The organism is Streptomyces sp. NPDC001787 (assembly GCF_040297465.1).
In the GTDB taxonomy this organism is placed as follows: Bacteria; Actinomycetota; Actinomycetes; order Streptomycetales; family Streptomycetaceae; genus Streptomyces.
In genome coordinates, this window is record NZ_JBEOZE010000015.1 from 88,786 (window position 1) to 112,626 (window position 23,841).

24 protein-coding genes are annotated in these 23,841 nt (G+C 68.7%); 11 read left to right on the forward strand and 13 right to left on the reverse strand.

All coding sequences use genetic code 11. The annotated features are described in order from the left end of the window. Window positions 1–11 precede the first annotated feature (11 nt). The 7 genes from ABT170_RS21340 (at window position 12) to ABT170_RS21370 (ending at window position 7,208) form a co-directional block, all read left to right on the forward strand. Entirely contained in the window at window positions 12–188 is a 177-nt protein-coding gene (locus ABT170_RS21340; protein ID WP_351869606.1) for a hypothetical protein, read from the forward strand. Between the two features lie 76 nt (window positions 189–264). Beyond that, on the forward strand, window positions 265–531 hold the full coding sequence (locus ABT170_RS21345) for a hypothetical protein (RefSeq protein WP_351869609.1): 267 nt from the start codon (window positions 265–267) through the stop codon (window positions 529–531). Continuing rightward, window positions 528–1,322, forward strand: a complete 795-nt coding sequence (locus tag ABT170_RS21350; protein WP_351869612.1) for a hypothetical protein — start codon at window positions 528–530, stop codon at window positions 1,320–1,322. Before ABT170_RS21345 ends, ABT170_RS21350 begins: the two co-directional genes overlap by 4 nt. 1,272 nt (window positions 1,323–2,594) lie before the next feature. Further along, window positions 2,595–3,668, forward strand: coding sequence for a bifunctional DNA primase/polymerase (locus ABT170_RS21355; protein WP_351869615.1), 1,074 nt, complete (start codon window positions 2,595–2,597; stop codon window positions 3,666–3,668). Continuing rightward, window positions 3,665–5,242, forward strand: coding sequence for a DNA primase family protein (locus ABT170_RS21360; RefSeq protein WP_351869617.1), 1,578 nt, complete (start codon window positions 3,665–3,667; stop codon window positions 5,240–5,242). The genes ABT170_RS21355 and ABT170_RS21360 overlap by 4 nt, the downstream gene beginning before the upstream one ends. A gap of 156 nt (window positions 5,243–5,398) precedes the next feature. Further along, window positions 5,399–5,776, forward strand: coding sequence for a DUF6009 family protein (locus ABT170_RS21365; RefSeq protein ID WP_351869619.1), 378 nt, complete (start codon window positions 5,399–5,401; stop codon window positions 5,774–5,776). A gap of 904 nt (window positions 5,777–6,680) precedes the next feature. Then, on the forward strand, window positions 6,681–7,208 hold the full coding sequence (locus tag ABT170_RS21370; protein ID WP_351869622.1) for a GNAT family N-acetyltransferase: 528 nt from the start codon (window positions 6,681–6,683) through the stop codon (window positions 7,206–7,208). Here the strand turns inward: ABT170_RS21370 and ABT170_RS21375 are convergent. The 4 genes from ABT170_RS21375 to ABT170_RS21390 form a co-directional block, all read right to left on the reverse strand. Next, the gene (locus ABT170_RS21375; RefSeq protein ID WP_351869625.1) at window positions 7,195–7,572 is read right to left on the reverse strand and encodes a hypothetical protein; all 378 of its coding nucleotides are present in this window, start codon (window positions 7,570–7,572) and stop codon (window positions 7,195–7,197) included. The two genes, ABT170_RS21370 and ABT170_RS21375, sit on opposite strands and share 14 nt — an antisense overlap. Next, on the reverse strand, window positions 7,569–7,895 hold the full coding sequence (locus ABT170_RS21380; protein ID WP_351869628.1) for a hypothetical protein: 327 nt from the start codon (window positions 7,893–7,895) through the stop codon (window positions 7,569–7,571). The genes ABT170_RS21375 and ABT170_RS21380 overlap by 4 nt, the downstream gene beginning before the upstream one ends. Window positions 7,896–8,970: 1,075 nt before the next feature. Further along, window positions 8,971–9,825 carry a ParA family protein gene (locus ABT170_RS21385; RefSeq protein ID WP_351869631.1) on the reverse strand — a complete coding sequence of 285 codons (855 nt, stop codon included), beginning with the start codon at window positions 9,823–9,825 and terminating at the stop codon, window positions 8,971–8,973. 346 nt (window positions 9,826–10,171) lie between these two features. Then, window positions 10,172–11,377 (reverse strand): ParB/RepB/Spo0J family partition protein, encoded by a 1,206-nt coding sequence (locus ABT170_RS21390; protein WP_351869634.1) that lies wholly within the window; start codon window positions 11,375–11,377, stop codon window positions 10,172–10,174. Between the two features lie 607 nt (window positions 11,378–11,984). Between ABT170_RS21390 and ABT170_RS21395 the strand changes: the two genes are divergently transcribed. Together ABT170_RS21395 and ABT170_RS21400 are read left to right on the forward strand one after the other, a co-directional pair. Next, the gene (locus tag ABT170_RS21395; protein WP_351869637.1) at window positions 11,985–12,578 is read left to right on the forward strand and encodes a hypothetical protein; all 594 of its coding nucleotides are present in this window, start codon (window positions 11,985–11,987) and stop codon (window positions 12,576–12,578) included. Further along, window positions 12,481–13,269, forward strand: a complete 789-nt coding sequence (locus ABT170_RS21400) for a hypothetical protein (RefSeq protein ID WP_351869640.1) — start codon at window positions 12,481–12,483, stop codon at window positions 13,267–13,269. Before ABT170_RS21395 ends, ABT170_RS21400 begins: the two co-directional genes overlap by 98 nt. A 331-nt stretch (window positions 13,270–13,600) precedes the next feature. Here the strand turns inward: ABT170_RS21400 and ABT170_RS21405 are convergent, their stop codons facing one another. From ABT170_RS21405 to ABT170_RS21415, 3 genes are all read right to left on the reverse strand, one after another. After that, on the reverse strand, window positions 13,601–15,040 hold the full coding sequence (locus ABT170_RS21405) for a helix-turn-helix domain-containing protein (RefSeq protein WP_351869643.1): 1,440 nt from the start codon (window positions 15,038–15,040) through the stop codon (window positions 13,601–13,603). Between the two features lie 75 nt (window positions 15,041–15,115). Then, entirely contained in the window at window positions 15,116–15,922 is an 807-nt protein-coding gene (locus ABT170_RS21410) for an SAM-dependent methyltransferase (RefSeq protein ID WP_351869646.1), read from the reverse strand. Beyond that, window positions 15,897–16,766 (reverse strand): helix-turn-helix domain-containing protein, encoded by an 870-nt coding sequence (locus tag ABT170_RS21415; RefSeq protein ID WP_351869649.1) that lies wholly within the window; start codon window positions 16,764–16,766, stop codon window positions 15,897–15,899. Before ABT170_RS21415 ends, ABT170_RS21410 begins: the two co-directional genes overlap by 26 nt. A gap of 178 nt (window positions 16,767–16,944) precedes the next feature. On the opposite strand from ABT170_RS21415, the gene ABT170_RS21420 reads away from it, so the two are divergent. Further along, window positions 16,945–17,427 (forward strand): ATP-binding protein, encoded by a 483-nt coding sequence (locus ABT170_RS21420; protein ID WP_351869652.1) that lies wholly within the window; start codon window positions 16,945–16,947, stop codon window positions 17,425–17,427. Next, window positions 17,424–17,804: a hypothetical protein gene (locus ABT170_RS21425; protein ID WP_351869653.1), complete on the forward strand. Its 381-nt coding sequence runs from the start codon at window positions 17,424–17,426 to the stop codon at window positions 17,802–17,804. The genes ABT170_RS21420 and ABT170_RS21425 overlap by 4 nt, the downstream gene beginning before the upstream one ends. Before the next feature lie 304 nt (window positions 17,805–18,108). Here the strand turns inward: ABT170_RS21425 and ABT170_RS21430 are convergent, their stop codons facing one another. From ABT170_RS21430 to casA, 6 genes are all read right to left on the reverse strand, one after another. Beyond that, window positions 18,109–18,846 carry a hypothetical protein gene (locus ABT170_RS21430; RefSeq protein ID WP_351869655.1) on the reverse strand — a complete coding sequence of 246 codons (738 nt, stop codon included), beginning with the start codon at window positions 18,844–18,846 and terminating at the stop codon, window positions 18,109–18,111. 187 nt (window positions 18,847–19,033) lie between these two features. Next, the gene (gene cas6e / locus ABT170_RS21435; protein ID WP_351869657.1) at window positions 19,034–19,723 is read right to left on the reverse strand and encodes a type I-E CRISPR-associated protein Cas6/Cse3/CasE; all 690 of its coding nucleotides are present in this window, start codon (window positions 19,721–19,723) and stop codon (window positions 19,034–19,036) included. Between the two features lie 13 nt (window positions 19,724–19,736). Further along, window positions 19,737–20,447, reverse strand: a complete 711-nt coding sequence (cas5e, locus tag ABT170_RS21440) for a type I-E CRISPR-associated protein Cas5/CasD (protein WP_351869660.1) — start codon at window positions 20,445–20,447, stop codon at window positions 19,737–19,739. Continuing rightward, entirely contained in the window at window positions 20,444–21,625 is a 1,182-nt protein-coding gene (gene cas7e / locus ABT170_RS21445; protein ID WP_351869663.1) for a type I-E CRISPR-associated protein Cas7/Cse4/CasC, read from the reverse strand. The genes cas5e and cas7e overlap by 4 nt, the downstream gene beginning before the upstream one ends. Beyond that, complete coding sequence (gene casB, locus ABT170_RS21450) at window positions 21,622–22,230, reverse strand: type I-E CRISPR-associated protein Cse2/CasB (protein WP_351869666.1); 609 nt, start codon at window positions 22,228–22,230, stop codon at window positions 21,622–21,624. Before casB ends, cas7e begins: the two co-directional genes overlap by 4 nt. Next, the gene (casA, locus tag ABT170_RS21455; RefSeq protein ID WP_351869669.1) at window positions 22,227–23,675 is read right to left on the reverse strand and encodes a type I-E CRISPR-associated protein Cse1/CasA; all 1,449 of its coding nucleotides are present in this window, start codon (window positions 23,673–23,675) and stop codon (window positions 22,227–22,229) included. The genes casB and casA overlap by 4 nt, the downstream gene beginning before the upstream one ends. Window positions 23,676–23,841: the final 166 nt, after the last annotated feature.

The following is a 23,841-nucleotide window of genomic DNA, read 5'->3' on the forward strand; positions in this document are numbered from 1 at the left end:
CCAAGGCCCCCATGAACACTCCCCAGGACGCCGCCGGCCCCCTCTACAAAGCCCTCCTCGCCGAAGCCCAGCAATGGGCGTGCGACGACGCCGACGATCAGGCCGTACTCGACGCGATCGACCACGCGCCCACCCCGCCGGACAGCTCGCGCTGCTGCAGAACTCCAGCCGCGTCCCCTCCCACCTAGCCTCGGCCATCGCCGACGCCCTCGTCGCGCTCGACCCCACCACCTACTCCCCGCTCCTGAACCTCCGGGAACCTCCATGCCCGACCCCGAACTCCACCGCATCCGCGACGCGTCGATCACCGTGGTCGACACTTCCCCCAAGGACAACATCCCCAGCGACGCCTACGAAATCCAGGTCTTCGGCGTCAGCATCCTCATCCGCCGCCGCGCCCAATGGGGTCCCGAGACAGACGCTACCTACGTCCACCTCGACGACCAGACCAAAGAGCCCGGTCTGCTGCTCGTCGAGGTGAACAACGGCGGAAAACACGAATACCGTCGCCCCCACGGGGTCAGCTCATGAGCCCCGACCGCACCTACGCCGCCGCCCGCCAACTGATCGACCCCGACACCGACTACACCGTCCACGCCCGCTCCGGAACCGGCTGGACACAGCCCGCCGACCCCGACCACCAGGAACTCCCTGGCCTTGACATCCTCCTGGCCGCCCGGCGCGTGCTGCGCGGCGAGCCCGCCGGCCGCGTGTGGAGCACCCGCGCCGACACGCTGAACGTGCGCAGCGGCAACGGCCAAGTCTGGCTGCGCTTCACAGTGACCACGACCGCCGTCACCGACGTGTGCCAGACACCCGGCTGTGCCGCGTTCCTCAACGCAACCGGCCAGTGCACAAGGTGCTCCACGGAGGCGCCCCCCGCCGACCGCGCCCCGACCGGGCTATGGCGGGTGCTCGGCCTGGCCGGCTCCGCCATCGCGCCGGTCAGCCGCACCGATCTCACCACCGCCGATCTGCTGTGTCTGGCCTGCACCTGCCTCACCCTGGACGACAACTACTTCACCCTCCCCCACCCAGTACTGCCGCCCTCCACGGAAACGCTGCTGGAGCACCTGGCGACAACCGTGGCCCACTTCGACGAGGACTGCCCAGGCACCCCGAACGTCAACGAGGCGTTCCCCCGCACCGAACTGCTCACACTCGCCGACGCGGCGCTGACCCTGGACCAGGCACACGGAGATCCCGACGGCCTTCTCGGCCACCCCTCAGTGCTGCGCCCGCCCACCTCGCTTACACCAGCAGCCCGAACTGATCGGCCAGCCGACCGTTCCAAATCGGCGAGTGCTTGCTGGCTGCTATGACCGACCTTGCACCACTCGCCCCTCATCGTCTGTGTGCCGACCCGGACAGACTGGCTAGACAGCCGCGTTCCACGCTGGTGCCTTTCCCTGGGCTCAGCAGGACAGGCCCGCCATTTTGAATCTGCAGGTGACAGAAACCAGGGGCTCAAACGTGCCTGGGGGCGGGGCGGCCCTGTTGCGGCCCTGCCTGAGTCCGTCTGCCCCTTTGCAAAACACCAGGTCAGAGCATTTTCTTTTCTGAGTCAGGGTCTGAAGGGGCTGAACTTCCAGGTTACTAGGCGTCTTGCGTACAGGGGTATGCGGGCGCGCGTATCACCTCAAGGATCTAGATGTGCGCGCGTGAAAAAGGAAGCAGTTTTCATCGCGCACGCGGCCGCCCGCGCGAGCAAGGGCTCCAGCGCTTGATAACTAGGAAGTTCAGCCCCTTCAGACCCTGATTGGGACGAGACATGTGTTGTGACCTGCGTAAATACCGAGCCGCCCAGGCGGGGGCTCAGCCCCTCAGAGGCGGAGTTTGGTCCCTGAGGCGGTCGGAGGTCCTCGACTGGTTGAGACCGAAGGTCGTCTGCCGGCGTTTTGACGCCGAGTCGACAACCCTTCGGCCAATGCGTGAGAGCTGTCCCGTCCCGTTGTGAGTTGCCGCTCGGCGAGCCCCTGACCTGCGTAGAGGCAAAGTCCAGCGGACGCCGAAGCGGCCGAATCCCACAACACGTTGTCGCTCGGGCCCGACTTCTCCGACAGAGTCCCGCTTGATGTTGTCACCGAGCAACGAATAGCCAAACCGCCCCTGACCTGCGGAGCAGCCCCGGATCGGAGTGCTCCGACCTGGCGAGCGGCAAAACGTAGTGGGACAGCGACAAGATCCGGCCGGACTGGACAAGAGCGACGGGCGGAGGCCGCAGTCTTGCTGCATGCCCTCCGTGGCGAATTCCTCGTGCTGGAAATTCAGCCCCTTCCGACCCTCACAGAACCGCCAATTCGGTCTTAAATGCATCGATACTAGCGTTAGGGTCGAGTCCCTCCGTCCCTGCGATGAGCGTCGGCGCACCGCTGCCATGACCCTCGCAGGGTCTGAAGGGGCAGAATCTGAGGCATCGCGTCGAACATTCTCCCGCACGTCCCAAGGCCGGACCACCGCTGCGCTAGGCTCGCACCAGCAGACCTGAAACTTCAGCCCCTATAGCCCCTTCCTGTTTCATAGACACGCCTCTGACCTGCGGGTTTCCCAGAAGTCCAGTGGCGTGTCTAGAACCTCACCAAGGATCAGCAAGCATGACCCGCCCTCCAGAAGCTTCCGCCGCGCCACCGGGGCCGTCCTTGGTGGATACGGCGATCTGGTGCGCGCAGAGAGGCTGGCCGGTGCTTCCGCTGACCCCTGGGCGCAAGGTCCCCGCCTCTAACTGCTCACGTTGTCAGCGGGAGCAGCACACGCCCGTAGGGTGCCCGTGTCTCCAGGCTGGCCGGTGGTGCCATGGCTTCCATGCTGCGACTACTGACCTCGACCGCATTCGGAAGTGGTGGGGTGTTCAGCCCCGCCTCGGGGTGGGGGTGTCGTGCGGTCCGGCACAGGTGGTGGTCCTCGACGTGGATGCGCACACCAGTAAGCAGCCTCAACGAGACCGACTTCTGCCGGGAGTCAGCATTCATCCGTCGATCGACCTGGCCGGCCTTGAGAACGGGTTCCATACGCTGGCGCTGCTGGCGGCCTACCTTCGGCAGAAGAACCCCTGCCACGACGAGAGCACGCTGCGGGTGGAAACAGCGTCCGGAGGCCTGCATATCTGGTACATGCTGCCTCACGGCTTGCAGCTGAGGTCCTCGTCCGGCGCAACTGGTGCCGGAGTGACAGCTGCCCTGGCCTGGCAGGTCGATGTGCGGGCAGAGAAGGGGTACGTCGTAGCACCGTTCATGCGCACCGGGAAGGGCAACTACAGACCTCTGGGAGCAGCCCGAAACCCTGCGCCCCTTCCACAGTGGCTGGCCAAAGAGCTGATCCGGACCGGTCATGGCATAACTTCATCACCGACGGACTCGGGCAGAGTGAGCCGACCTCTGAACCGACGGACCAACGAGCCTGTGGACGGACTGAGCAGGCTACTTGACGACGTCCGAGCTTGCTCGATGGCGAACGAGGGAACCGGGTTTACGGTCAAACTGAACAAGGCCGCCTTCACCAGCGGAGGCCTTGTAGGGGCAGGCCGCCTGTCCAGAGACGACGCAGTCGAGCGGCTGACGCAGGCTGCGGAATCGGCACGGCCCAACCAGCGGAACAAGATCGCCCGGATCATCAGCGACGGACTCACGGCGGGTGCCAGGCGCCCGCTTCACCTCGAAGGACGCTCATGAGCACCCCCAGCGACCGCCTTCCGGCAAGCCAGACTGGCTTCGACCCAGAAGCCGTCGCGCAGCAGATGCTCGATTTCAACGCCCCGTCCGTCGAGACTGTCGAACCCAGCTTGCCCGCGCAGAAAGCGAGTGTTTACGTCGACGAGTCCCCCAGCCCTCCTCCTGGCAGTCGTCCAGAGAGGAGGCTCCCGCACGATCTCACTGACCGAGCAAACGCAGAGTTGTTCGCCTCCATGTACGGAGGGAAGTTCCGCTACGTAGACGGGAACGGCTGGTACTCCTGGGACGGCGTGCGATGGAAACTGAGGGGTGGTGAGAACGCTGCGATCTGGGCCGCTGGAGACATGGCTGCTCAGATGCCAACCAAGGACCCATCCGGGGTTTTCTCGCCGCAAGAGGTGGTCCGCCATCGCCGCTACTCATCGTCGACGAGCGGGATGAAGGCGATGCTGCACCAGGCGAAGGCATCCCCCGCCCTCTCGCTGGACGCCAGCCAGCTTGACGGCGACGCGTACACGTTGTGCACTCCAGACGGCGTGGTCGACCTACGAACGGGCCAGCTTCGGGCGGCCGACCCCTCGCGAGACTTCAACTCCCGCTGCACACGCGTCGCTCCCTCTGTGCGCATGGACACGCCGCGGTTCTACCGATTCCTCATCGACACCTTTGGTGATGATGCAGACGGCAAGAAGATGATCGATTACCTCCATGTCCTGCTGGGGTACTCGATCACCGGTGATGTCGGCGCCCAAGTCCTGCCCTTCTGCCACGGGGACGGGGCGAATGGGAAGTCTGTGCTACTGGACTTGGTCGTGCAGATCCTCGGCGACTACGCACATGCAGCTCCTCCAGGCTTCCTTATGGACCGGGGTGGCTACAACGAGCACTCGACGGAGTTGACTGAACTGTACGGTCGGCGTCTCGTGGTGTGCAGTGAGCTGAAGGCCACGGACAGGTTCAACGAGGTGCGGATGAAGCAGCTCACCGGTGGCGAGCCGGTGACCGCGCGTCGCATGAGGCAGGACTACTTCACCTTCCCTCCGACCCACCATCTCTGGCTCCTGGGCAACCACTACCCGGAGGTTGCAACCGGGGGCCATGCCTTCTGGCGGCGGCTTCGCCTGATTCCCTTTGAGCACAAGATCCCGGACGACAAGAAGATCGATAACCTGGCCCGCATCCTGGTTGAGGAGGAAGGGCCCGGCATCCTTGCGTGGCTCATTGAGGGGTCACGCCGTTTCCTCGCGACCCGTGCTCCTGGTGCTGATCGAGACAACCTCGACGGCCCGAAGAGAGTCCGAACGGCCAAGGCAGCCTACGAGGCAACTGAAGACCACATCGGCCGGTTCCTCAGCGACGCAACCGAGAAGAAGCCGGACGAGAAGGTGCTCCAGTCCAGGCTCCACCGGATCTACAAGTCCTGGTGCGTAGGTGAGGAGGTGAAGCCGGCCTCTAGTCGCGCTTTCGCAGACCGAGTACGCAAGGAGCTCGGTCTGAAGTCTGCAGAAGAGATGATCAAGTCGAACGGCGTTCGGTTCTATCCAGGCCTGTTGTTGCGGGATGGGCATGAGTAGTCCGAAGCACCCACGAAACGTGCAAACCGGGTGATGGACGGCCTCTACGCAACGTCGCTGAACCCTACTAAACTGGCGAGGGACGGTAGACGCGGGCATCCGAGGCTTCCCCCACTGACCCGAGGAAACCGATAGCAGGAAAGGGGTGCGGACAGCATGAGCTCGCTACTCACTGACACTGACGTCACCGGAGAAGCCAACATCGTTTGGCTGGAGGACATCACGACTTTGGAGTACGTGCGACAGGCTGTCCACGGCAGCCCCTACCGCGTCGGGAAGCCTCCTTTCGATGGGTTGGGTCGCCTGGTGGGCTACGCAGAGCTCAAATCAGCCGTGGCGCGGGACCCTGAGACAAGCCTGTTCCGTCGCCGCGTTTTCTTCCTAGTCCCGCACGACCGTGACTCCGCGCCCAACGGTGACTACCGGACAGGCTCGCCAGGCGAGGCTGTAGACCCGCTGACTGTTGCCGCTCGTCGTACGGGGATGAAGACCGAGCGGTCGCAGCGGCGAGCGATAACTCCCACGGGAGTCTGATGGTCCGCTTTCGGTGCGTTTCGTCAGCAGCCTGGGCTCTACCGGCTGGCGACGGGTCGGTTGAGCTGGGACGCTCTAGTCCTTGAGTCCCTGAAGGTGTTTCCGCAGGTCAGGATGGACCCAGGACCCTCCGAAGGGGCTGAAGGGGCTGAACTTCAAGGTCTACCGAAGAGCGCTCTTGGGTCACCAGGGAGCGCGCAGCAGTCGAGACCTGAACCTTCAGCCCCTTCAGCCCCTGACATGGGCCGAAGGAGCTTGGTTCCTCACGCAGGCTCTGGCCCCCCTTCATCGCGATGATGACCTTGATACCGAGGACCACGATCATCACTCCCGCCAGGGAGAGCCCGACCACCTCTACTCCAGTGCCGAGGTTGTTCAGCACAGCGTCCACCGCCGGAGCGGCGAGCGTGTGCAAGGACGCCGAGCTGAAAGCCGCAGCGGCCAAGAGTGCAGGAGACATGTTGAGGTGCGGTATTCCGACGCTCACGTTCTAGTCACCCAAGCGGACACTGCGGACGCGTGCGCACGGGCCCGGCAAACGTGCAGTCGCCCAGCCACCGCCCATATGCAGTGCCAACAGGCGGCGCCCGCCGCAGGCTTCGAACGTGCGCCTGCCCGGTCCCCTACTGCGCTGCGAGCGCTCTCGTGATGGGGCTCGGCACGGGTTCAGGGGACGCAGCGCGGCGCAGTCCGGGAAGGGGACCACTGCCCTTCCCGGGCACAGCAGAGTGAGAGGATAAGGGGTATGGGACGAGCTTCTCGACGACCTGCAGAACGCCGCAAAGGGCCGCTTCGGTCTGAGGCTGCCCTGGACGAGCGGTATATCATCTGCTCGGCCTCCCCGGACGACGACGCCAGGACGGTCCGAGCGCTGCTGGAACCGGTCAACTTCATAGACGCGGCGATGCCCGACCAGATCGTTCAGCGGATGCGGACCGGAATGCGGCTGCCCGCCCAGTTCGGCACCACGACCCTGCTCCTCGCCCACGAATCCCCTGCAGGCCCGGCCGTCGGTCTCGCCCACGCGAGCCCACCCTTCGACTGGCTGATGGCAATGGGGGCGACACTGAGCCGGGAGCTTTGCCTCACCCTGGCAACGACACTCGTCGAGTTGGAGGCGGTGTCCGTGGCCGACAGCGCCCGCGGCCACAAATTGGGCCACCGGCTCGTCGACACCCTGGTCCGCTCCTACACCGACCAGGGGTACGAAGTGATGCTCGGAGGCATTCACGCCCACCAGACCCATCTCGCGCCGTACTACGAGGAGGACGGCTTCCACGTACTGCCCCCCGGAGCACCGCTCGACCTGCAACTACCAATCGGCCGGATCCGGTTTCCGGCGAGCACGTCGATGCGCCACCTGGTGCGCCCCCTCACCGCGCGGGTTTCCTACAGTGGCGGCATCCTCAAGGGCCTGCTCACTGGCCGGTGACGGCGAGCCGTTCGGGGTCGGCCAGATCAAAGTGGAGGAAGCTCCGCCCGTGGACCTGCGCAACCTCCGCGTAGTGCGCGGCCACATCTCGGCCGCCCTTGAAGTCAACCACCACCCAGCCTGACCCGAGCCCGACGAACTGCGCGCCGACCGAGTTGGTCACGACCGTCTTACCCGAGCCGGGCACACTCTGGACGAACGTCGGCCGCAGGAACCCGTCATGATCGGTGACGACCGGCAGGCTGGCCCGACCGGTGCCGAACCCGACCGTTCCCGGTATCTCCACCCGCCGGTCGAGGAAGTCCCGGCGCACCGTGGTGGCGTCCGTGTACGCGCCGACCTGCATCCGCGCTGCGGTCTTCACCGCCGCTCGGCCCTGGTGAGCTCCACGACGGCAGGAACGTCGTCAAGTTCGAAGTGCGGCTCGACACCTGCCTGAAAGTCGGCCACCAGGCCCAGCGGCGCGGCAACCACAAGATCCGGATAGTGGACCCGCCCGCCCGCTCCGACAGGGGCACACAAGAACCGCTCCCGCCCCCGGCCGTCGAGCGTGGAATCGGGCTGCCTCGTCAGCACCGCAGCGACCTGCTCCGCGCGCCCTGACGTAGTTGCCTCAGCACGTCGAACCTCGCGCTCCGAGAGCACCCGGGCACCGCCGAGCTCGAAGGTGAACGCCGCGTCCGTCACGGCCAAGCGGTGAAGCAGCCGCTCCCCCGGCCACTCCGGAGGGCGGAGTTCAGTACCGCTCACCCGGGCGCCGTGCGCCATCGTCCGCACGCACGCCCCCCGCCCAACGGATATTGGGCGCTCCTCGGCGAGGGCCAGTGCGTGGTGCTGATGGTGGATTGGTGTCGGGCCCGTCGGTTCACGGTCTCGCCCAAGGGCTCGGCCGGCTCACCTACCGGTGCCCTTACGTGCGGGGGCGCGGTTGGGGCTCGAAGGGGCTCCAGGACGCACGAGGGCCTCCGAGGCGCTGCACTGCTCCCCTGACGATGTCGGTTCGGGCGCCACGTTGGTCAGAACCGGTCAGGCGGAAAATCGCCCAGGCGCGAATGCAGATGCTCCCTCGCAGGTGTGATGCGGCATTCGATGGCACCGACATGGAAGCGCCACCGCGCGAGGGGGTTCTGGAGACCCACCAGACGCATGCGTGCACCTCCGGCGGAACTCTGAGTCTATCGCGCCGCAATGAGGCTGACCTTAGGGCGTAGTGATTGCGGAGCAATCACTACTGGGCTGGAGTGGTCGCCGACGAGGGGAGGAAGCCGTGTTGTTGTCCCGTCTCAACTAACCCAGTCCGCGCCGTTTCGTCTCACCGAAGCCAGTCGACGCAGGCCGGCACCGGGGCCTCGGTGGGTGCGCCCGGCCAGGCCGTCTCAACGAAGTCAGTCGACCCAGGTCAGGCGCTGGCCGTCGACTTGATTCATTGAGACGGGACAGTTGTCTTGGCGTACCGCTGAGTGCACGCACTATCTGCACTCAGCGGTACGCGCGGTCAGTGACTTTAGGGCCTGATAGCTGCCTGCGGTGGGTGACGCTGCGGTTGGGCGGCGCAGTCGAGTTGACGATGCAGTACTTGGTCAGGGCAAAGAGACTGGTAGAGCGTACTGCTGTGGGCTCTCGTCAGCGGGCGCCCACTCCTGGATTCAGTAGATTTTTTTGTCTGTCGAGGCTGGCCCGGGGGAGCGGTGGCGTTGCGGTCACTCCCCCGGTCGAACCTGGCTGAGTGCCAGCTACGTCGGGTTGGGTGATTGCGGGGCAATCACCGGTTCGCGCGTCGCTTGAACCCCATGCGCTTAGCGACTGCAAGGTAATCGGCGGTTGCCTCCCCGGCGCGGTCGAAGTACAGCAGGACCTTCTGGTGGGCGTACGACTCGGGGATCTTCGTGGAGCGTCGGACTGCGGGCAGCACCAGGTCGCCGTAAGTCTCCTGAGCCATCTTCTTGCCGTCGTCCCACACTGCGCCTTGAGAACGGTGTGTAGGGACGTCAACCAGGAGGATGCCGGTCAGCTCGGCATGGGCACCGTTGGCGCCGAAAGTATCCCTCACCATCTCGATCTTCTGCTCGATCCGGGTGAGTCCTCGCAGCTCCTTGTAACCCGGCTTGATACAGGCAACGACCTCGTCGCTGGCGAGAATCGCACCGATCACAACGAGGCCGAGGGATCCGGGGCAGTCGAGGAGGATGACGTCATAGTCCCCCTTGATCGGCTCGATGAGGCTCTGCAGCCAGAGCTCTCGGCCCATGGTTGTCGTCAGGTGTTGCTCGGCGTTTTCCATTTCACCTGAGCCGAGGACCAGGAAGAGGTTTTCGATGATCTTGGTGTCTTCCGCGCCGTACGGGCCACAAAGGGCAGGGACGATCGCTTCGCTGAGCTTGGTGTTCTTCTCCGTGAGGCAGTGGTAGATGGTCTTCTGGTCCACAATCTGGTCGGGGTACTCGTAGCCGAGCGCGACCGAGGCGTCGCACTGGTCGTCAGCGTCGAGGATCAAGACGCGGAGTCCAAAATCGGCAAGCTGTGCCCCGAGGTTCACCACAGAGGTGGACTTGCCAGAGCCTCCGACCTGGTTGGCCAGCGCGATGATCCGGGGGATGCGTTCTACCTGGATGGTCATGAACTTCTCCATAGTGATTGTGGCGCAATCACGCACGGGCTGCCGTCGGCGGGGGAGTGGTGGAACGCCCGGAGGTTTGATCCCGTTTCGCGTGCGTACGCGGGCTGGATACGGTCCCCGCCGAGTGGTCCGCCGGAGGTGCCAGTAGGCGCAATGGCGAACGCCGGGGGAGTGAAGTGATTGCGGGGCAATCACTCGCGTGCCCGAGGCCGGCGCGAGGAGAGCGCGGCAGGCACGGCGGGGGAGGGGATGCTGGCCGCACGATATCGCGGGAGCGTACGCAAAAGCCAGTCGCCTCGCTGTCCGGAGTGACAACGAGGCGACTGGCGAACAGGGCGGAAGCGCCTCAGTCGCTCAGGATGAGGTCCTGTAGCTCCTCGAACTCCTTGCGAGAGAGCCGTTCCTTGAGGCCCTTGTAGATGTCCTTGACCGTGGTAACGGGAATGACGCCCCGCTCGGTGAGTGTGGCGACTGCAGAGTTGGCCGGGGAGGGTTCCTCGGAGGCGGGCGCATCTGGCGCGGGAGCCAGGTTGCCAGCCGGACTACTTTCCGCCTTTGAAGCGCCTTCTTGGCCCTCGCTATCCGGGCGCTCGTCGTTGTTGCCCGAGTCTCGCTGAGTAGGAAGGGGGGCGGACTTGTCCGTCCCCCATCCGTCCTCTGCGGGAGCCTCTTGCCGTTGACTGGTGTGGGGCTCCTTCTCGACGGGCTCCTGGTTCACTTCCGGGTTCGGAGCCGGTTCCAGTTTCGGTTCCGGTTCCGGGGCTAGGCTTGGCTTTGGTTCCGGTTCCGGAGCGGAAGAGGGCAGTTGTTGCTCCTCGATCGGCACCTTGCCCTTGATGATTGTCTCGGCCTGGGAGAACGAGAGCTTTCCGTCGACGAACGCCTGCTGCAGAGCCTCACGGAGGCCGGCCAGCACGGTTGCTGCCTCTTTAACAGGTAGCAGCAGCTTTCCACTGTGCTCGACCTCGAGACCGTTCTTCTTGCACCAGTGGTCGACGACTGCTTCGCGGAGCGGGGTGATGAGGTTCAGGAGCTTGATGCGGTGGGAGATTGCAGTCTGCGAGGTGTTGCCCAGCCTTCTTGCCAGCTCACGCTGCGAGATGGACAGCTCGTTGAGAGCCTTCTGGTAATCCTCGCCCTGCTCGATCGGGTCCAGTCCTAGCCGCTGCTCGTTCTCCTTGATGGCCGCCAACCGAATGGATCCGTCGATCTTCTTGCGGAGGAAGACGGGGACCTTCTCTAGCCCGCGTCGCTCTGCCGCAGCGAGACGGCGGTGACCGTGCAGGACTACGTAGGGCTTCTTGGATGCCTCGACGTACTCCCTGTGCTGCGGGTAGTGGTCGACGAACGTCGCTGCGGTGACAACCGTAAGGGCTTGCACCACTCCGTCGTCGTCGAAGGAATCGGCAAGTCCCTCGACGTTGCGGATCCTCTTGCGGCCGTTCTCCGGGCTCGGCAAGAGGTCCGTGATGGGTAGTTCGGCCGTCGCCTGGCTGAACAGCCGCTGTGTCGAGGCTGCTGTCCGGGCGGCGGCGAGGTTCTTGTTCGGCATTCCGACCATGAGGTCTCCGGGTGGGGTGGTGCTGATGTAGTGGGTCTCAGCCGCTGAGCCTATCCGTCGCGGCCGCGGGTCCGAAGCGGGAGCACTCGATGTAGAGGTTCAAAGTGGCCGAAATGTAAGGAAGATCGCTCGTAGTCAATGGGAGCCTCTCCGGTGATTGCCCCGCAATCACTGGAGAGGCGATGCCCTGTGGGAGTGGCGCGGCTGATTGCAAGGTAGTCGCACAGAGGGCGATGCCGTCCGGAGTGTCTGCAGTGATTGCCCCGCAATCACACGAGAGGCGATGCCCGCCGCGTCGGCGACTCTCAAGGGCCGCCGAAGTGCCGACTTCGAGAGGAGACACAGTGGCCGTGACACCATCGAATCCTGAGTCTGCTGCGAGGCCAGACTCGCGAGAACGGGACGAGGACGATCGATGGCCACTTCTCCAGCGCTGCTTGACCGTCTGTCCCGTCTCAATGAATCAAGTCGACGGCCAGCGCCTGACCTGGGTCGACTGACTTCGTTGAGACGGCCTGGCCGGGCGCACCCACCGAGGCCCCGGTGCCGGCCTGCGTCGACTGGCTTCGGTGAGACGAAACGGCGCGGACTGGGTTAGTTGAGACGGGACACCGACGATGCCCTGCCCACGGACGTCCGCGCTGCCGGCGCGATCACCCTGCTGTTCGGCCCGTCCACCGAACGCCTCTGCCACCTGACGCCCGAGCACCTCAAGTTCGGCGACAAGCACGCCCACCTCGTCCTGGGCCGCCACCCCGTCCTGCTGCCTCCAAGACTCGCCGAGCTTCTGCGGTACCTCTCCGAGCAACCCCAGCTGCGGCCGCAGCTCTCGCGAGATCACCCAGGTCCTCGGTGGCTCTTTCCGGGCATGGTCCCGGGAAAGCCGATCTCGACGCACGGCATGACCCAGAAGCTCAACAGGCACGGCATCCCGGTTCGCACCGCGCGCAACGCGGCGCTGGCCGCCCTCGCGGCTGATCTCCCCAGCCCGATCCTCGCCGACGTGCCTGGGATGCACCGCCACACCGCACTCCGCTGGGTCGCCTACGCCCGAAGGGACAGGGCCGAGTACCTTGCAGCCAGAGTCGAGGCCGATGCCGCAGGCCCAGGGGTGCTGGTCCCAGACCTGCGACGACGGCACCCGGATGGACACCGGTGGCCCCTGCCAGAGCTGCGAGTGCCTGATCGGTGACTGCCGCGGACTGTGCCAGGCCGCCGCGGCCGCCGTCACCGCACGGTACCCGCGGGCCACCCCAGAGGAGCTTCGCCCGCTGTACGAGCAGGAGCTGCGGGGCCGGTTCGAACAGCAGGCCGCGTACGACGTCGGGCGGCGGGAGCCGGCGGCGGCGGAACGCGCAGCGCGGGATGGTGCGGTCGCTGAGCAGCGGGCCCAGCAGAAGGCGGTGTGGGCCGTGGCGCCGTGCCACCAGTGCGGGAAGCCGGACGCTCACGGGTGCTGCCCGGTATGCGCGTTGGGTGACAGCATCCGGCGCCTCGTCGGCCAGGCCGTCGACATCGTCCTCGCTCTCAAGGCCGACTTCGGTGACACGGAGGCATTCAGCGACCTGGAGGCCCAGGTCGAGCGGGACAACTGGAAGGTCGTCCAGGACGTTGGGACCGAGGCCGCCGGTGCTCCCGAGCTACGAGCATGGGCGGAGTACGACCGGGCCCGTCAGTTGCTGGAGCAGCGCCGCAGCCGGGCGATGCAATCGCTCAGGTCCTCCGCAGTAGCCAATGAGGAAGCTGATCAGGTTCAGAACATGGCGCAGCTCGGCCCGTGGTCGACGAAGGAGAATATGCTCATCGTGGAAGCTAGGGTCGCGGAGACACGTTCGCGTGTGGCCCAGACACTGATCAAGGAGTACCTCGCGGATCTGTCGTAGTTCCGTGACCAGACCCAGCCCCGCCCCGCTGTCCGGCCCTGGGCTGAGTGCCTGGCCGAATTGGTCGGGCTTCCGCTCGACGTCGACGTCCACCAGCCGCAGTTGGCAGCGAGCGGGCGCCGGGAGGCGGTGGGCGCGGCTCAGGTGCCGGCCCCCGGCACTTGCCACGTCCCCTTCGGTAGTTCTGCCGCCGCGAAGAGACAGCCCGAGCATAGGCCAGGACGCCCGGCTGCGGGCGGTGCTCGCCGTGGTGCGGTTACCAAAGCGCGGTCGCCATGCCGAGATCGTGGACCCGGGTGTTCAGCACGGCCCCGACGGAGGGGAGCGGAGACTACAGGCGGCGGTAGGTTCGGCCGCCGCGCCGGGGGAGGGCTGCCGGGTCGTCAGGACCGGTTCGTGTGGCCTCCAGCGCGAGGTGGAGCTCCGTGCGGACAGTGGCGTCGTCGAGGTTCTGTCCGAGGTGTTCGGCGCACTGGGTGAGCCAGGTGGCCAGGGTGGTGCGGTGAACGTGCAGCTCGGTCGCGGCCGGGGCGGTCTTGGCGTGGTGCCGGAGCCAGCAGGCCAGAGCGATCCGCAGGTGCGGCTGAAGGTCGCCGACCAGGCCGGTGGCCCAGGTGCGGGCGGCCTCGGTGTCGAGGATCCCCGCCGGCAGAGTGCCCAGTACGTAGGGGCCCGGCGTGGGGGAGTCCTGAGTGCCGGTGGGTGCGCGAAGGGCGAGGAGCAGGCGGGCCCGTACGGCGGCGTCCGGAAGGTCCGCACCGAGCAGGCCGGTGAGGTGGCCGAGGCGGGCTCTCACCGTGCCGGGCGACACGTTGAGCGCACCGGCGGCGGCGTTCGCGGTGCCGGTGCGCAGCCACACGTCGAGCAGGTGCCGGTGATCAGGGGTCAGCGGGCGCAGCACCGTCGTGGCCCAGGAGGTGTAGGGCTGCGGGGGCAGGAGGCGGGCGAGCCCGGAGGCGCCGGTGGCCGCGGCGGGAATGATCCGGCGTGTGGCGGTGGCGCTGTGGCGGGCGGCTCCCGCGTCGCTGTGGGCGGTGGGCAGGTCGGTGAGGGGGACCGGTCCGGCCATGCCCGCGATCAGGCTGTGCCGGTCGCTGACCCGGGAGACCAGGCGCAGGATCCGCCCGTCGTCACCGTCCTGGTGGAGCTCGGCGACGACGAGTTCGGTGTCGAGCTGGCCCATCAGGGTGCAGGCTCCGGCGTGGGGGGTCAGGGAGGGGCGGGCGGCCCGCCAGAGGACCTGGTGGGCGGTGGGGATGTCGGGGCCGGTGAGCCGGTAGAGCGTGACGTGGGTGAGACCGGTGCCGCCCAGGGTGTCGGTGACCGTGGTGGTGTGGCCGGCCAGGAGCAGCCGGATCAGGGTGGTGTGCAGCCGCATCTGCTCGGCCAGGAGCTCGGCCGCGCGGCGCGCCCGTACCTCCAGGAGGGATGCGGTGGTGGTGATGACGAGGCCGGTGCGGTCGGCGGGCACGGTGGGTGCAGGGCCCAGGACGAGGACGGCTCCGGCCGCGGGGCGCAGGACGCGGTGCGGGTGCTTACGTGGGGCCGCGGCGGCGTGGACGCCGTCGGCCGCAGCCGTGGCGGGGGAGCTGTAGACGGCGCCGGCGATTGGGTCGGCCAGCACCGCCCACCCCTGGATCAGGGACGCGGCCTCGCTGATCAGGTCCGCACCGGACCGGGTCGCCGCCCGCAGCAGCCGCCCCCCGGCCTCCCGTTCGTCCCACGGGTCTGCGGCCCCGGCGGGCTGCGTCGTGCCTGTGGTGCTGCTCATGGTTCAAGCGTGGGCGGGCGCTGCGTGCCGCGCACGTTCAGTCGGTCCGTGCGTGGCGCGGCGGGTGCCGGTGTGTCAGGGGATGCGGGCGACGGCTCCCCAGCCGGCCCGGTCGGTGGTGGTGCCGGTGTTGGCGTCGGGCCGCCAGTTCGGCCAGGACACCATCCCCGGCTCCACCATCTCCAGGCCCTCGAAGAACGCGATCGTGGTCTCCGGCTCCCGGAAGATGTAGGGGATCGCGCCGCTCTTGTTGTAGCCGTCCTGGACGGCGCGGTGCGTCTCGTCGGAGGCGGTGGAGTGGCTGAGCGCGAGGTAGCTGCCCGAGGGAAGCCGCTCCACCAGCCGCCGCACCAGCGACAGCGCGTCGTCCCAGTCCACGATGTGCCCCAGCACGTCGGAGATCACCAGCGCGACCGGCTCGTCCAGGTCCAAAGTGACGGCCGCGCCTTCGAGGACGGCGTCGGTGTCGCGCATGTCCGCCTCGACGTAGGCGGTCGCACCCTCCGGACTGCTGGTCAGCAGCGCGTGGACATGGAGGAGCACCAGGGGGTCGTGGTCGACGTAGACGATCCGGGATTCCGGGGCGATCCGCTGGGCGACCTCGTGCGTGTTGTTCGCCGTGGGCAGTCCGGCGCCCAGGTCGAGGAACTGGCGCATGCCGGCGTCCCTGGCGAGGTAGGTGACCGTCCTCCGGAGGAAGTCCCGCGACTCCCGGGCGAATGTCTCGATCAGCGGGTAGTGCTCGCGGTAGGCGTCACCCGCGGCCCGGTCCGCCGGGAAGTTGTCCTTCCCGCCGAGCCAGTAGTTCCAGACCCGGGCGGAATGCGCGACGCTCGTGTCGATCTGCGGGGGCAGCTCACCCGGATTGCCGGTCGTACTCATCCTGCAGCACCTCATCGGTTGCGGTCGGTTTCATCGCCATCACACACGACACGTCCAGCATCGTCCGGAACTCCTGCACAGGGGAGTCGGTGTCCCACACGTCCGCCGTTCCGGGCAGCCCGCCCTCACGCACCACATGGTCCGCGATCTCCGGAGTCTCCACCCGGTACAGGCTCAGCGCTGGAACCCCGGTCAGCGGATGCGGCGGCGCGTCCTCACCGTGCAACTGCACCGTCAGCTCCCGCTGATCGGCAGCTGCCCGCAGCGAGGACAACTGCTCACACATCACCTCGGCCCCGCCCACCCGGCAGCGCAGCGCGGACACCGGCAATACCGCCCACACTCGCGTCTGCTGCTCACGCAACCGCTGCTGACGCTCCACCAGCAGATCCGCGCGCCGCCGCCGCGCCGCCTCGTCCAGCTCCGGGCGCTGGACGGCATCGACGGCCATCGCGTACGCGGGGGACCGCAGCAGCAGCGGCACCAGGCCCGGATCCCACACCCGCAGGAAGTTCGTCGCGGACTCCACACTCATCAGGTCCATCAGCCATGGGTCCATCGCGTCACGCCACGGATGCCACCAGCCCGGCATGCTCGCCGCGTTCAGCCGGCCCATGATGTCCCCGGCCTCCGCCGCACCCGCCCCGTATGCAGCCACCAGGGCGGAAACCTGCCCCACGTCGAGACTGGTCTGCGCCTGCTCCAGCCGCCGCAGCGTCGACGGGTGCCATCCCAGCTGCTCAGCGGCCTGGGGGACCGACAGACCCGCACCCTCCCGCAGGCGCCGCAGACGGGCCACGAGGACCAGGTGCTGCGCCGTCCGGCCCGACCTCTCGCGTGCCATGGACGCCTCCCAACTGTTCCGGCCGTTCCATCCGACACTCCGCGCAGACTGCGCACAGTGCACACAACGCGCCTTGCGACGAAAGCGCGGCGCTCTCATGGTGAGTATGTCCGAATCCACCGCACACCACCCGGTGGAAACGGGCCCCCACGCTTCTCACACCCTGCGGAGCCCTCTGATGACCACCCAGCTCACCGCCCGCCGGCGCACCCGGACCAGCCTCCACCTCGCCCACCGCCCCAGCGCCTGCCAACAGGCCCGAGCCTGGGTTGCCGAGGCCCTCACCCGCTGGGACGCGACACGCGAGGAGACGGACGACGTCCTGCTGGTGATGTGCGAGCTGGTCACCAACGCAATCATTCACACCACCGGCCCGATCCGGGCCCACCTCAGCCGCGACCACCAGGGCAGCTACCACGTCCAGGTCGACGACGGCGGGCCCGCAGCACCCCGCGCCGCCCGACCCGACGAACACGCCGACAGCGACGAGCACGGCCGCGGCCTCGTCATCGTCGGCCACCTCGCAGCCCGCCACGGCCACAGCCGCGCCTCCCACCCCTACCGCTCACGCGCCTGGGCCGTCCTCGCCCCCGCCACCCCCACCCCCGCCGGACCGCTCACCCTCGTCCCGGCCCCCCGTTCCCTGGAGCCCACCTCATGACCCTCATGACCCACCCGAGCCTGCTGCCCGCCATCGCCGCCCCTCGCCCCGCACCCGCCCGCCCCCTCGACCTGCGCGTCCACGTCCAGCACATCCAGGTCAACGACCTCACCGTCACCGACCCCCGCCAGGTCCTCGCCCACGCCCGCCATGCGGCCCGCACCGAACCGGACGCCGCCGCCCTGCTCGGGTACAGCCCCACCACCCCCCTAACCCTCCCGGCCGCAGCCGTGCTCCTCTGCGCGCTCCACGACCTCGACGACCTCACCGGCATGGGCCTGCGTCCCACCCGCCACACCACCCACGTCAGCTCAGCCACCACCGGCACCACCCCCGTGACTTTGGAGCTGTCCGACGAGCCTGACCGGGAGAGCTGACATGCCCGCCCGCCGACTACGCGTCCTGCGCTGCCTCACCCTGCGCACCCTGAGAAACACTCCACTCCCTCCAGCAGCACCCCCACCACCAAGCCCCCCGGCCGCCCAGCGGACCCCACGGCACCGGATAGCCCCTGCCCTTGGTGCCCCGGCCCCGCAGGAGCGAGGAGGGGTAAGGGATCAAGGAGCATGCTCCTGTGCTTCCGATCTGACACCGTCTTTCCTCACCGTCCACGCACATCGCCGAGGGCACCGCATGGCTCGATCGCCTCTCTCGGTAGCGAGATTCGGACCAGTGGCCCGGCTAGTCTTCCCGCCGAGCCTCCGGCCGGACGATGACAGCGGCGGTGGCGTCGTCTCGGTATCCCGAGGCGGTCGGTCGGGCGGCGGCCACCAACTCGGTGGCGAGCAGTTGCGGGTCGGCGGCGTGCCTCTGGACGAGTTGTTCGAACTGGTCGGCGTCGATCTGGGCGTGTACGCCGTCGCTGGTGACGATGATCATTTCGTCGGCGGCGATCCGTACGCCTGGCACTGTTTCCAGGGTGGCGTTGGTCAAGTCGCCGCGCAGGTGGTCGCTGGCGGCTGGAGGCAGAGGGTCGGTGAGGCCGAGGTACTGGCGCATCTGTTCGGCCACCGTCTGGTCGGTGGAGTGGAGGGTGAGGCGGCGCCCGTTCCACCCGTGAACACGGCAGTCTCCTGACCAAGCCGCCATTGTCATGTCGGTGGGAGGACAGACGACTACGGCTGCGACAGCCCGCGGGCCGTCGCCGTCGGGCCCGCGGTCGGAGACGAGACCGGCGGCGGACAGCACTCCGCGCACCGCGAAGTGCACGGCGCCGTTCCTGGCGGCGACCTCGGCGAGTACCGGCGCGATTTCCACGGCCTCGGGGCTGTGGCCGGCACCGTCGACGACAGCGACGGCGGTGGTGAGGTCAGCGGCGGTGTACTGACGGACGGCGTCGGCGATCGGGCCGTCCGTGCCTTCGCGGGAGGCAGTGGCGACTACGGTGCGCGGTGCGCGGGAAGCAGGCGTGTTGCTCATGGAACTCCTTGTGTATCGGGGTGCTGATGTTCGTCCGGAGCGTGGGTTCACGTAGGGGGCGCGGGCTGGCGCCCTGGGGCAGCCGTTCACTCGCACGGCCGTGTTCACCGCCGGGACCGGCCGGTCCTCCTGCTCACCGACGGGCGTGGCTTCACCGTGCGTATCGGGGCAGCGCGACGGGGGCCGGTCAGTCGGGTTGTAGTGCGCGGGCAAGGGTGAGCAGGCCGCACCCGTAGCCCTTCGCGCGGCCGATGCCCTGGGTGAGGGCGTGGCGCAGCGCGTCGGGGTCAGTGACGTGGAGGTGGCCTTCGTAGGTGACGGAGTGGATGCGGACGTTCTTGCCGCGCTGCCCGCCGGGTGCGCGGGCGAAGTCGAGCACCTGGTGGCCGGCCACGGTGACATGGGGCCGGTCGTCCTGCTCGTTTCGTGACGCGATGCCGAATCCAGCTCTGGGCGCGCGGTCGAGGAGCCACTGGATTTGCTGGGCGGGTGTGGTCGCGGCGGTGCGAACTCCTCGGCGGCCGTGGTGGAAGGCGGCGCGGGTGGGGTTGGCGGTGAGCCGGAACTGCAGGCGTAGGCCGGGGCGGAGCGCGTTGAGGACCGGGGCGTAGGGCCGGGTTTCCCACCCGGGCGTCCGCGGAGTGGCGAGGCGGGGCCATCCGGCCTGCTCGATGACATGAGTGAGATCGGGTCGCGTGGAGCTCACGATGAGGAGGACGGGCTGTCGGTGCGGTAGGAGGGTCTCGTCCAGACGCCACAGAACGCGGTGGGAGGGTCCTTCTCCGCTGGAAGGCGGAGGGAAGGCGGAGGCGACGGCGGCGTGGAGGCGCTGGGGGAGGCGGTCAGGTGGCGGGCGCGGGCGGGGTTGAGGCGGCATCGGGTCAGGTGGCTCACGTGGAACCGTCCAGGGCGTCGAAGAAGTCCAGAGGTCCGGGCCGGTCTCCTCCTGCCGTCGGGGGAGGGGGGAGTGTGCGGGTGGCGACCGGCCGAGGACGGTAGCGCCGGTGGCCGGGGGTGAAGTCGGCGGGCTGGTCGGGGTGGAGGCGGGCAGCCGGGTTGGCCGGGTCGGTGTCGTGGTGCAGTCGCATGCGGTGGCGGGGGTGCCGGTGCTGGTACCAGTCGGCGGCCTGCCAGGGCAGTGTCTCCAGGACGGTGACGGGGTCGGTGGCCTCGGGGTGGAGGCTGTGGGCGGGGTGCCGGGCCGGGGGGCAGGAACGGCGTCCGAGGAACAGAGGGTGGGCCGGGTTGAGCAAGGCCTGGTAGAGGTGTTCCAGCAGGGGGGCGGGGCCGGCGAGGGCGGCGGTGAAGACGGCGTCGGTGAGGTAGAACCGGTTCGACAGCGGCATCGACTTGCCGGTGGGGGTGTGGGTGGTGTGGAAGTCGCGGAGGCGGGTGCCGGGCTGGTCGGTGCGTACGGCGAAGGTGAGGGCGGCGAGTTCGGCCAGGCCTGCGGTGTCGGTGCGGGCCAGTCCTGTGGCGGAGCCGAGCATGCCGATGACGGCGGACTTGGTGGGGTGGGGGTCGGTGTCGCGCAGGGAGTGGCGGCTGCTGCTTCCCCAGGACTGCAGGGGCCCGGCCAGCACGAGGACGAGGACGCTCACACCGGCTCCTTCAGGGTCTTCTCCTGGGTGCGGCGGGCGAGTTCACCGGCGGCGGCCTCGGCCAGTTCGGTCAGGTTGGTGACGCGGGTTGCCGTGGCGTGGAGGGGTTCGGTGGCGTTCGGGTTGAGGGTGAGGAGCCAGGAGCGGGCGGTGGGGTCGCCGTAGGCGGTGTCGGTGGCCTTCATGTGCTCGGCCAGGCGTTCGGCGGCGGGGGCCAGATGGCCTCCCCCGGACACGGTCTCGACCGGGGTCTCGAAGGCGCCGATGTGGCTGAGGGGGGTGCCGGTGACGGTGGCGATGAGGACGTCGGGGCGGGTGGTGTGGGCGTAGGAGGTGATGTGTCCGGCCGGGACGGCTTCGGCGAAAACCCGGACGAACGCGGCGGTCACCTGGGCGAGGTCCATGGTGCCGGCGTAGTCGGCAAGGTTGGCGGCGAGGTCGGGTCCGGTGAGGGCGGCGTGCCGGTAGAGGGTGGAGGAGAGGAACTCCCGTTGTCCGATCATGCCGGCGCCGTGGTCGTCGCCGGAGGCGAGGTCGTCGACGGCGGTGAAGAAGTCGCTCTCGACGGGGGTGCGGTGGACGGCGAGTGCTTGGGCTACTTGGACGGCGGCGTCCACGGTGAGGTTGTCGCCGGTGGCGATCATGCGTCCGAACAGGGCGATGTCGACCGCGTCGCGGGAGGAGGCGGCCTCCTTGATCGCGGTCGCGTTCGCTTTGGTCTTCAGGTGGGCGGTGATGTCGTCGGCGCCCTGGACGGCGAGCTCGGCGATGCGGTCGATCTGCCGGCGCCCGAGGAACAGGGTTTCCCGGGTGGTCGGGGTGGCGCCCTCGGTGGCCGTGCGGCGGGCGTTGGGGCTTTCGACGCTCGCGCCGGTGGCGAAGACCAGGACCTTCTTGGCGAGATCGGCTGCCGCTGTGCCCTCCAGGCCGGGGCGGAGCGCGGTGATGGCCTTGGCGAGCTGGGCGACGCCGTGGCGGGTGCGGTCCGACAGGTCCTGGGCGGGGACGAGTCCGGCGGTGGTGAAGCGCAGGCGCATGGCCCGCTTCCAGGCCTGCGAGGAGACCCGGGCCCGCAGGACTCCGCCGTAGGTGGCGGTCTTCGGTGCCCCGGTCTCGTCCCGGTTGACGTTGCTGGGCGGCAGGGTGTGCAGGGCGTGCAGGGTGAGGTGGACGGTCATGCGGGATCGGCCTTTCCGGGGGCGGATGCGGGGGTCGGGGTGCGGCGTGAGCGGGCCTTGGTTCCGGTGTAGGCCCGCGCCCAGTCCTGTCGGACGGTTCGGGAACCGGCGGGGGACTGGAGGGTGCAGAAGTCGGCCGCCAGGGCGCTGACGTCGAGGCGGGCGTCGGCCGGGAGCTGGTGAAGGAGCGGGCGCAGCACGGTCCGGATCTCGTCGAGGGTGCTCGACTGGAGCAGGCGGGTGAAGCGCTCCTGGGTGCCGGGGCTGGTGCGCGAGGCCCGGGCGAGGGCGGCTCCCAGGGTGGTGTCGTGGTCGGGGGAGGTTGCCCGGTGGGTGATGCCGGAGCGGGCCCACAGCTGCGCGGCCGCGGCGACGGCCGTCGCGGCCCGGGTGAACACCGGGGCGTCGAGGGCGCCGTCGTCGGGGTGGAGGCGGTAGAGGTCGAGCGCCATCCACAGCGCGGGTTCGTCCGGGGGGAGGTCGCGGCGCAGGGCCGGGCGGTTGTGCGGGAGTGACCAGCGGGACTGCGTGCTGCTCAGCATGGTGTGGGCCACGCTCCGGACGCGTTCGGCGACGGGGTCGGGCTGATCGGGGCCGGGGCTCATGGGCGGCCTTCTTCCGGGAGGTCGACGGGTGCGGGCAGCGTGGCGAGGGCGTCGGTGCGGATGCGGGCGGCGGCCATCAGGTCGCCGCCCGCGGAGTCCGCGACGCGGTCCACGGCGGCGGCCAGGACCTGTACCCAGCCGTCGGCGCCGGCGTCCGGGTTTTCGGCGAACTCTTCCCACGCGTAGAGGAGGTGGGCGGCCAGGGACAGGCCCGGGCGGGCGGCGGCGATCGCCGAGATGATGCCCAGGGCCTCGGAGGCGGTCCGGGTGATCTGCCGCTGCACCAGCCACGGCAGGGCGGCCATCTCGGCGAACGCGGCACGTCGGCCGGGGGCGCCGAGCACACCGGCGGGGCCCAGGGCGGTGTGCAGCGCGACGATGCCGGAGAGCGCGGCGCGGTGGGCGGTGGTGTGCTCCGCGCGCAGCGCGACCCCCTGCCAGGTGGATTGCGGTGGAAGTGTGCCGCGTTCGGCGGCGGCGGCCAGGTGCTCCAGGACTGTGCAGCCGCCCGAGTCGTGTTCCGGGGCCAGGATTCGGGCGGCCGCCCAGGGCAGGGGCTGCCGCCCGGCGTCCGTGATGGCCAGCCGGGTCCCGCGCGCGGTGACCGCCGCGCCCGGATCCCACCGGACCGCGGCCGCGCCGGGGTCTGCGGGGCGGTCGCCGTCGTGCACGGCGACATCGGTGACGTGGCCGTCCTCGTCGGGGAAGAGACGGACGCGGCGGGTGGGCCAGGTCCACAGATCCAGTGGGCCGTCCGGCTCGCGGGCCAGCATCGGCGCTGCGGGGGCATCACGCTCCCACACCGGCCGGTCGCCAAAACTGCGCTGTCCGGGAGGGCAGTTCAGCAGCAGCTCGTCCTTCAGGGTCTGCCCGGTGATGCGCAGGTGGGTGATGGAGCTCAGGGGGGAGGCCTTGCCGCCGTAGACCTTTCCGGCGCGGGACGCCGGATCGTCCGGGTGCCCGCTCTGGATGCCGCCGGGGTGCCAGGACTGCATCAGGACCAGGGCGACGGCGGCGTCCTGCGGGGCCATGGGCTCCGGCGGTAACAGCAGGTGGGAGGCGAACTGGGCGACGCCCGAGCCCCAGGTGGCGATCTCCAGCACATCCGGCTCGCGGTTCGGCTCGCTCAGCGCGGCGCACTGCCAGAACGGGCGCGTGGGCGAGAACAGGTCGAACCGGTCGGCGTGGGCGTCGAGGTAGGCGCCGGTCCGCTCGGATTCCAGGGAGGGGGAGCGCCAGACGGCGTCCCACTCTCCGGTATCGGCCGGGCGGGCCGCCGACGCGTAGAGCGCGAGCAGCAGCCGCAGCAGCGCCGTGTGATCCTCCGGCAGCCCTGCGAGGCGCACCTCGTGGGCCCTTGCCAGTGCGCCGCGCAGCGACATCCGGTCCGGTCCGTCCCGGGTCAGCACGGGCAGCCACCGGCGTTCGAGCAGGTTGAACGGCACCGTCAACACCTCCTTCAGTGGCCGCTGTTGGCCGCATATGTCCTCGCCGGCCGGGCCTGGACACCGTGTCACCGCACCGAGCAAATCGCAACATGATCTTGTTACGATTTGACAGTGGGAGGTGGTTGGCTGGCCGGAACGCAACGAGCTCACCAGGAGGCAGCGA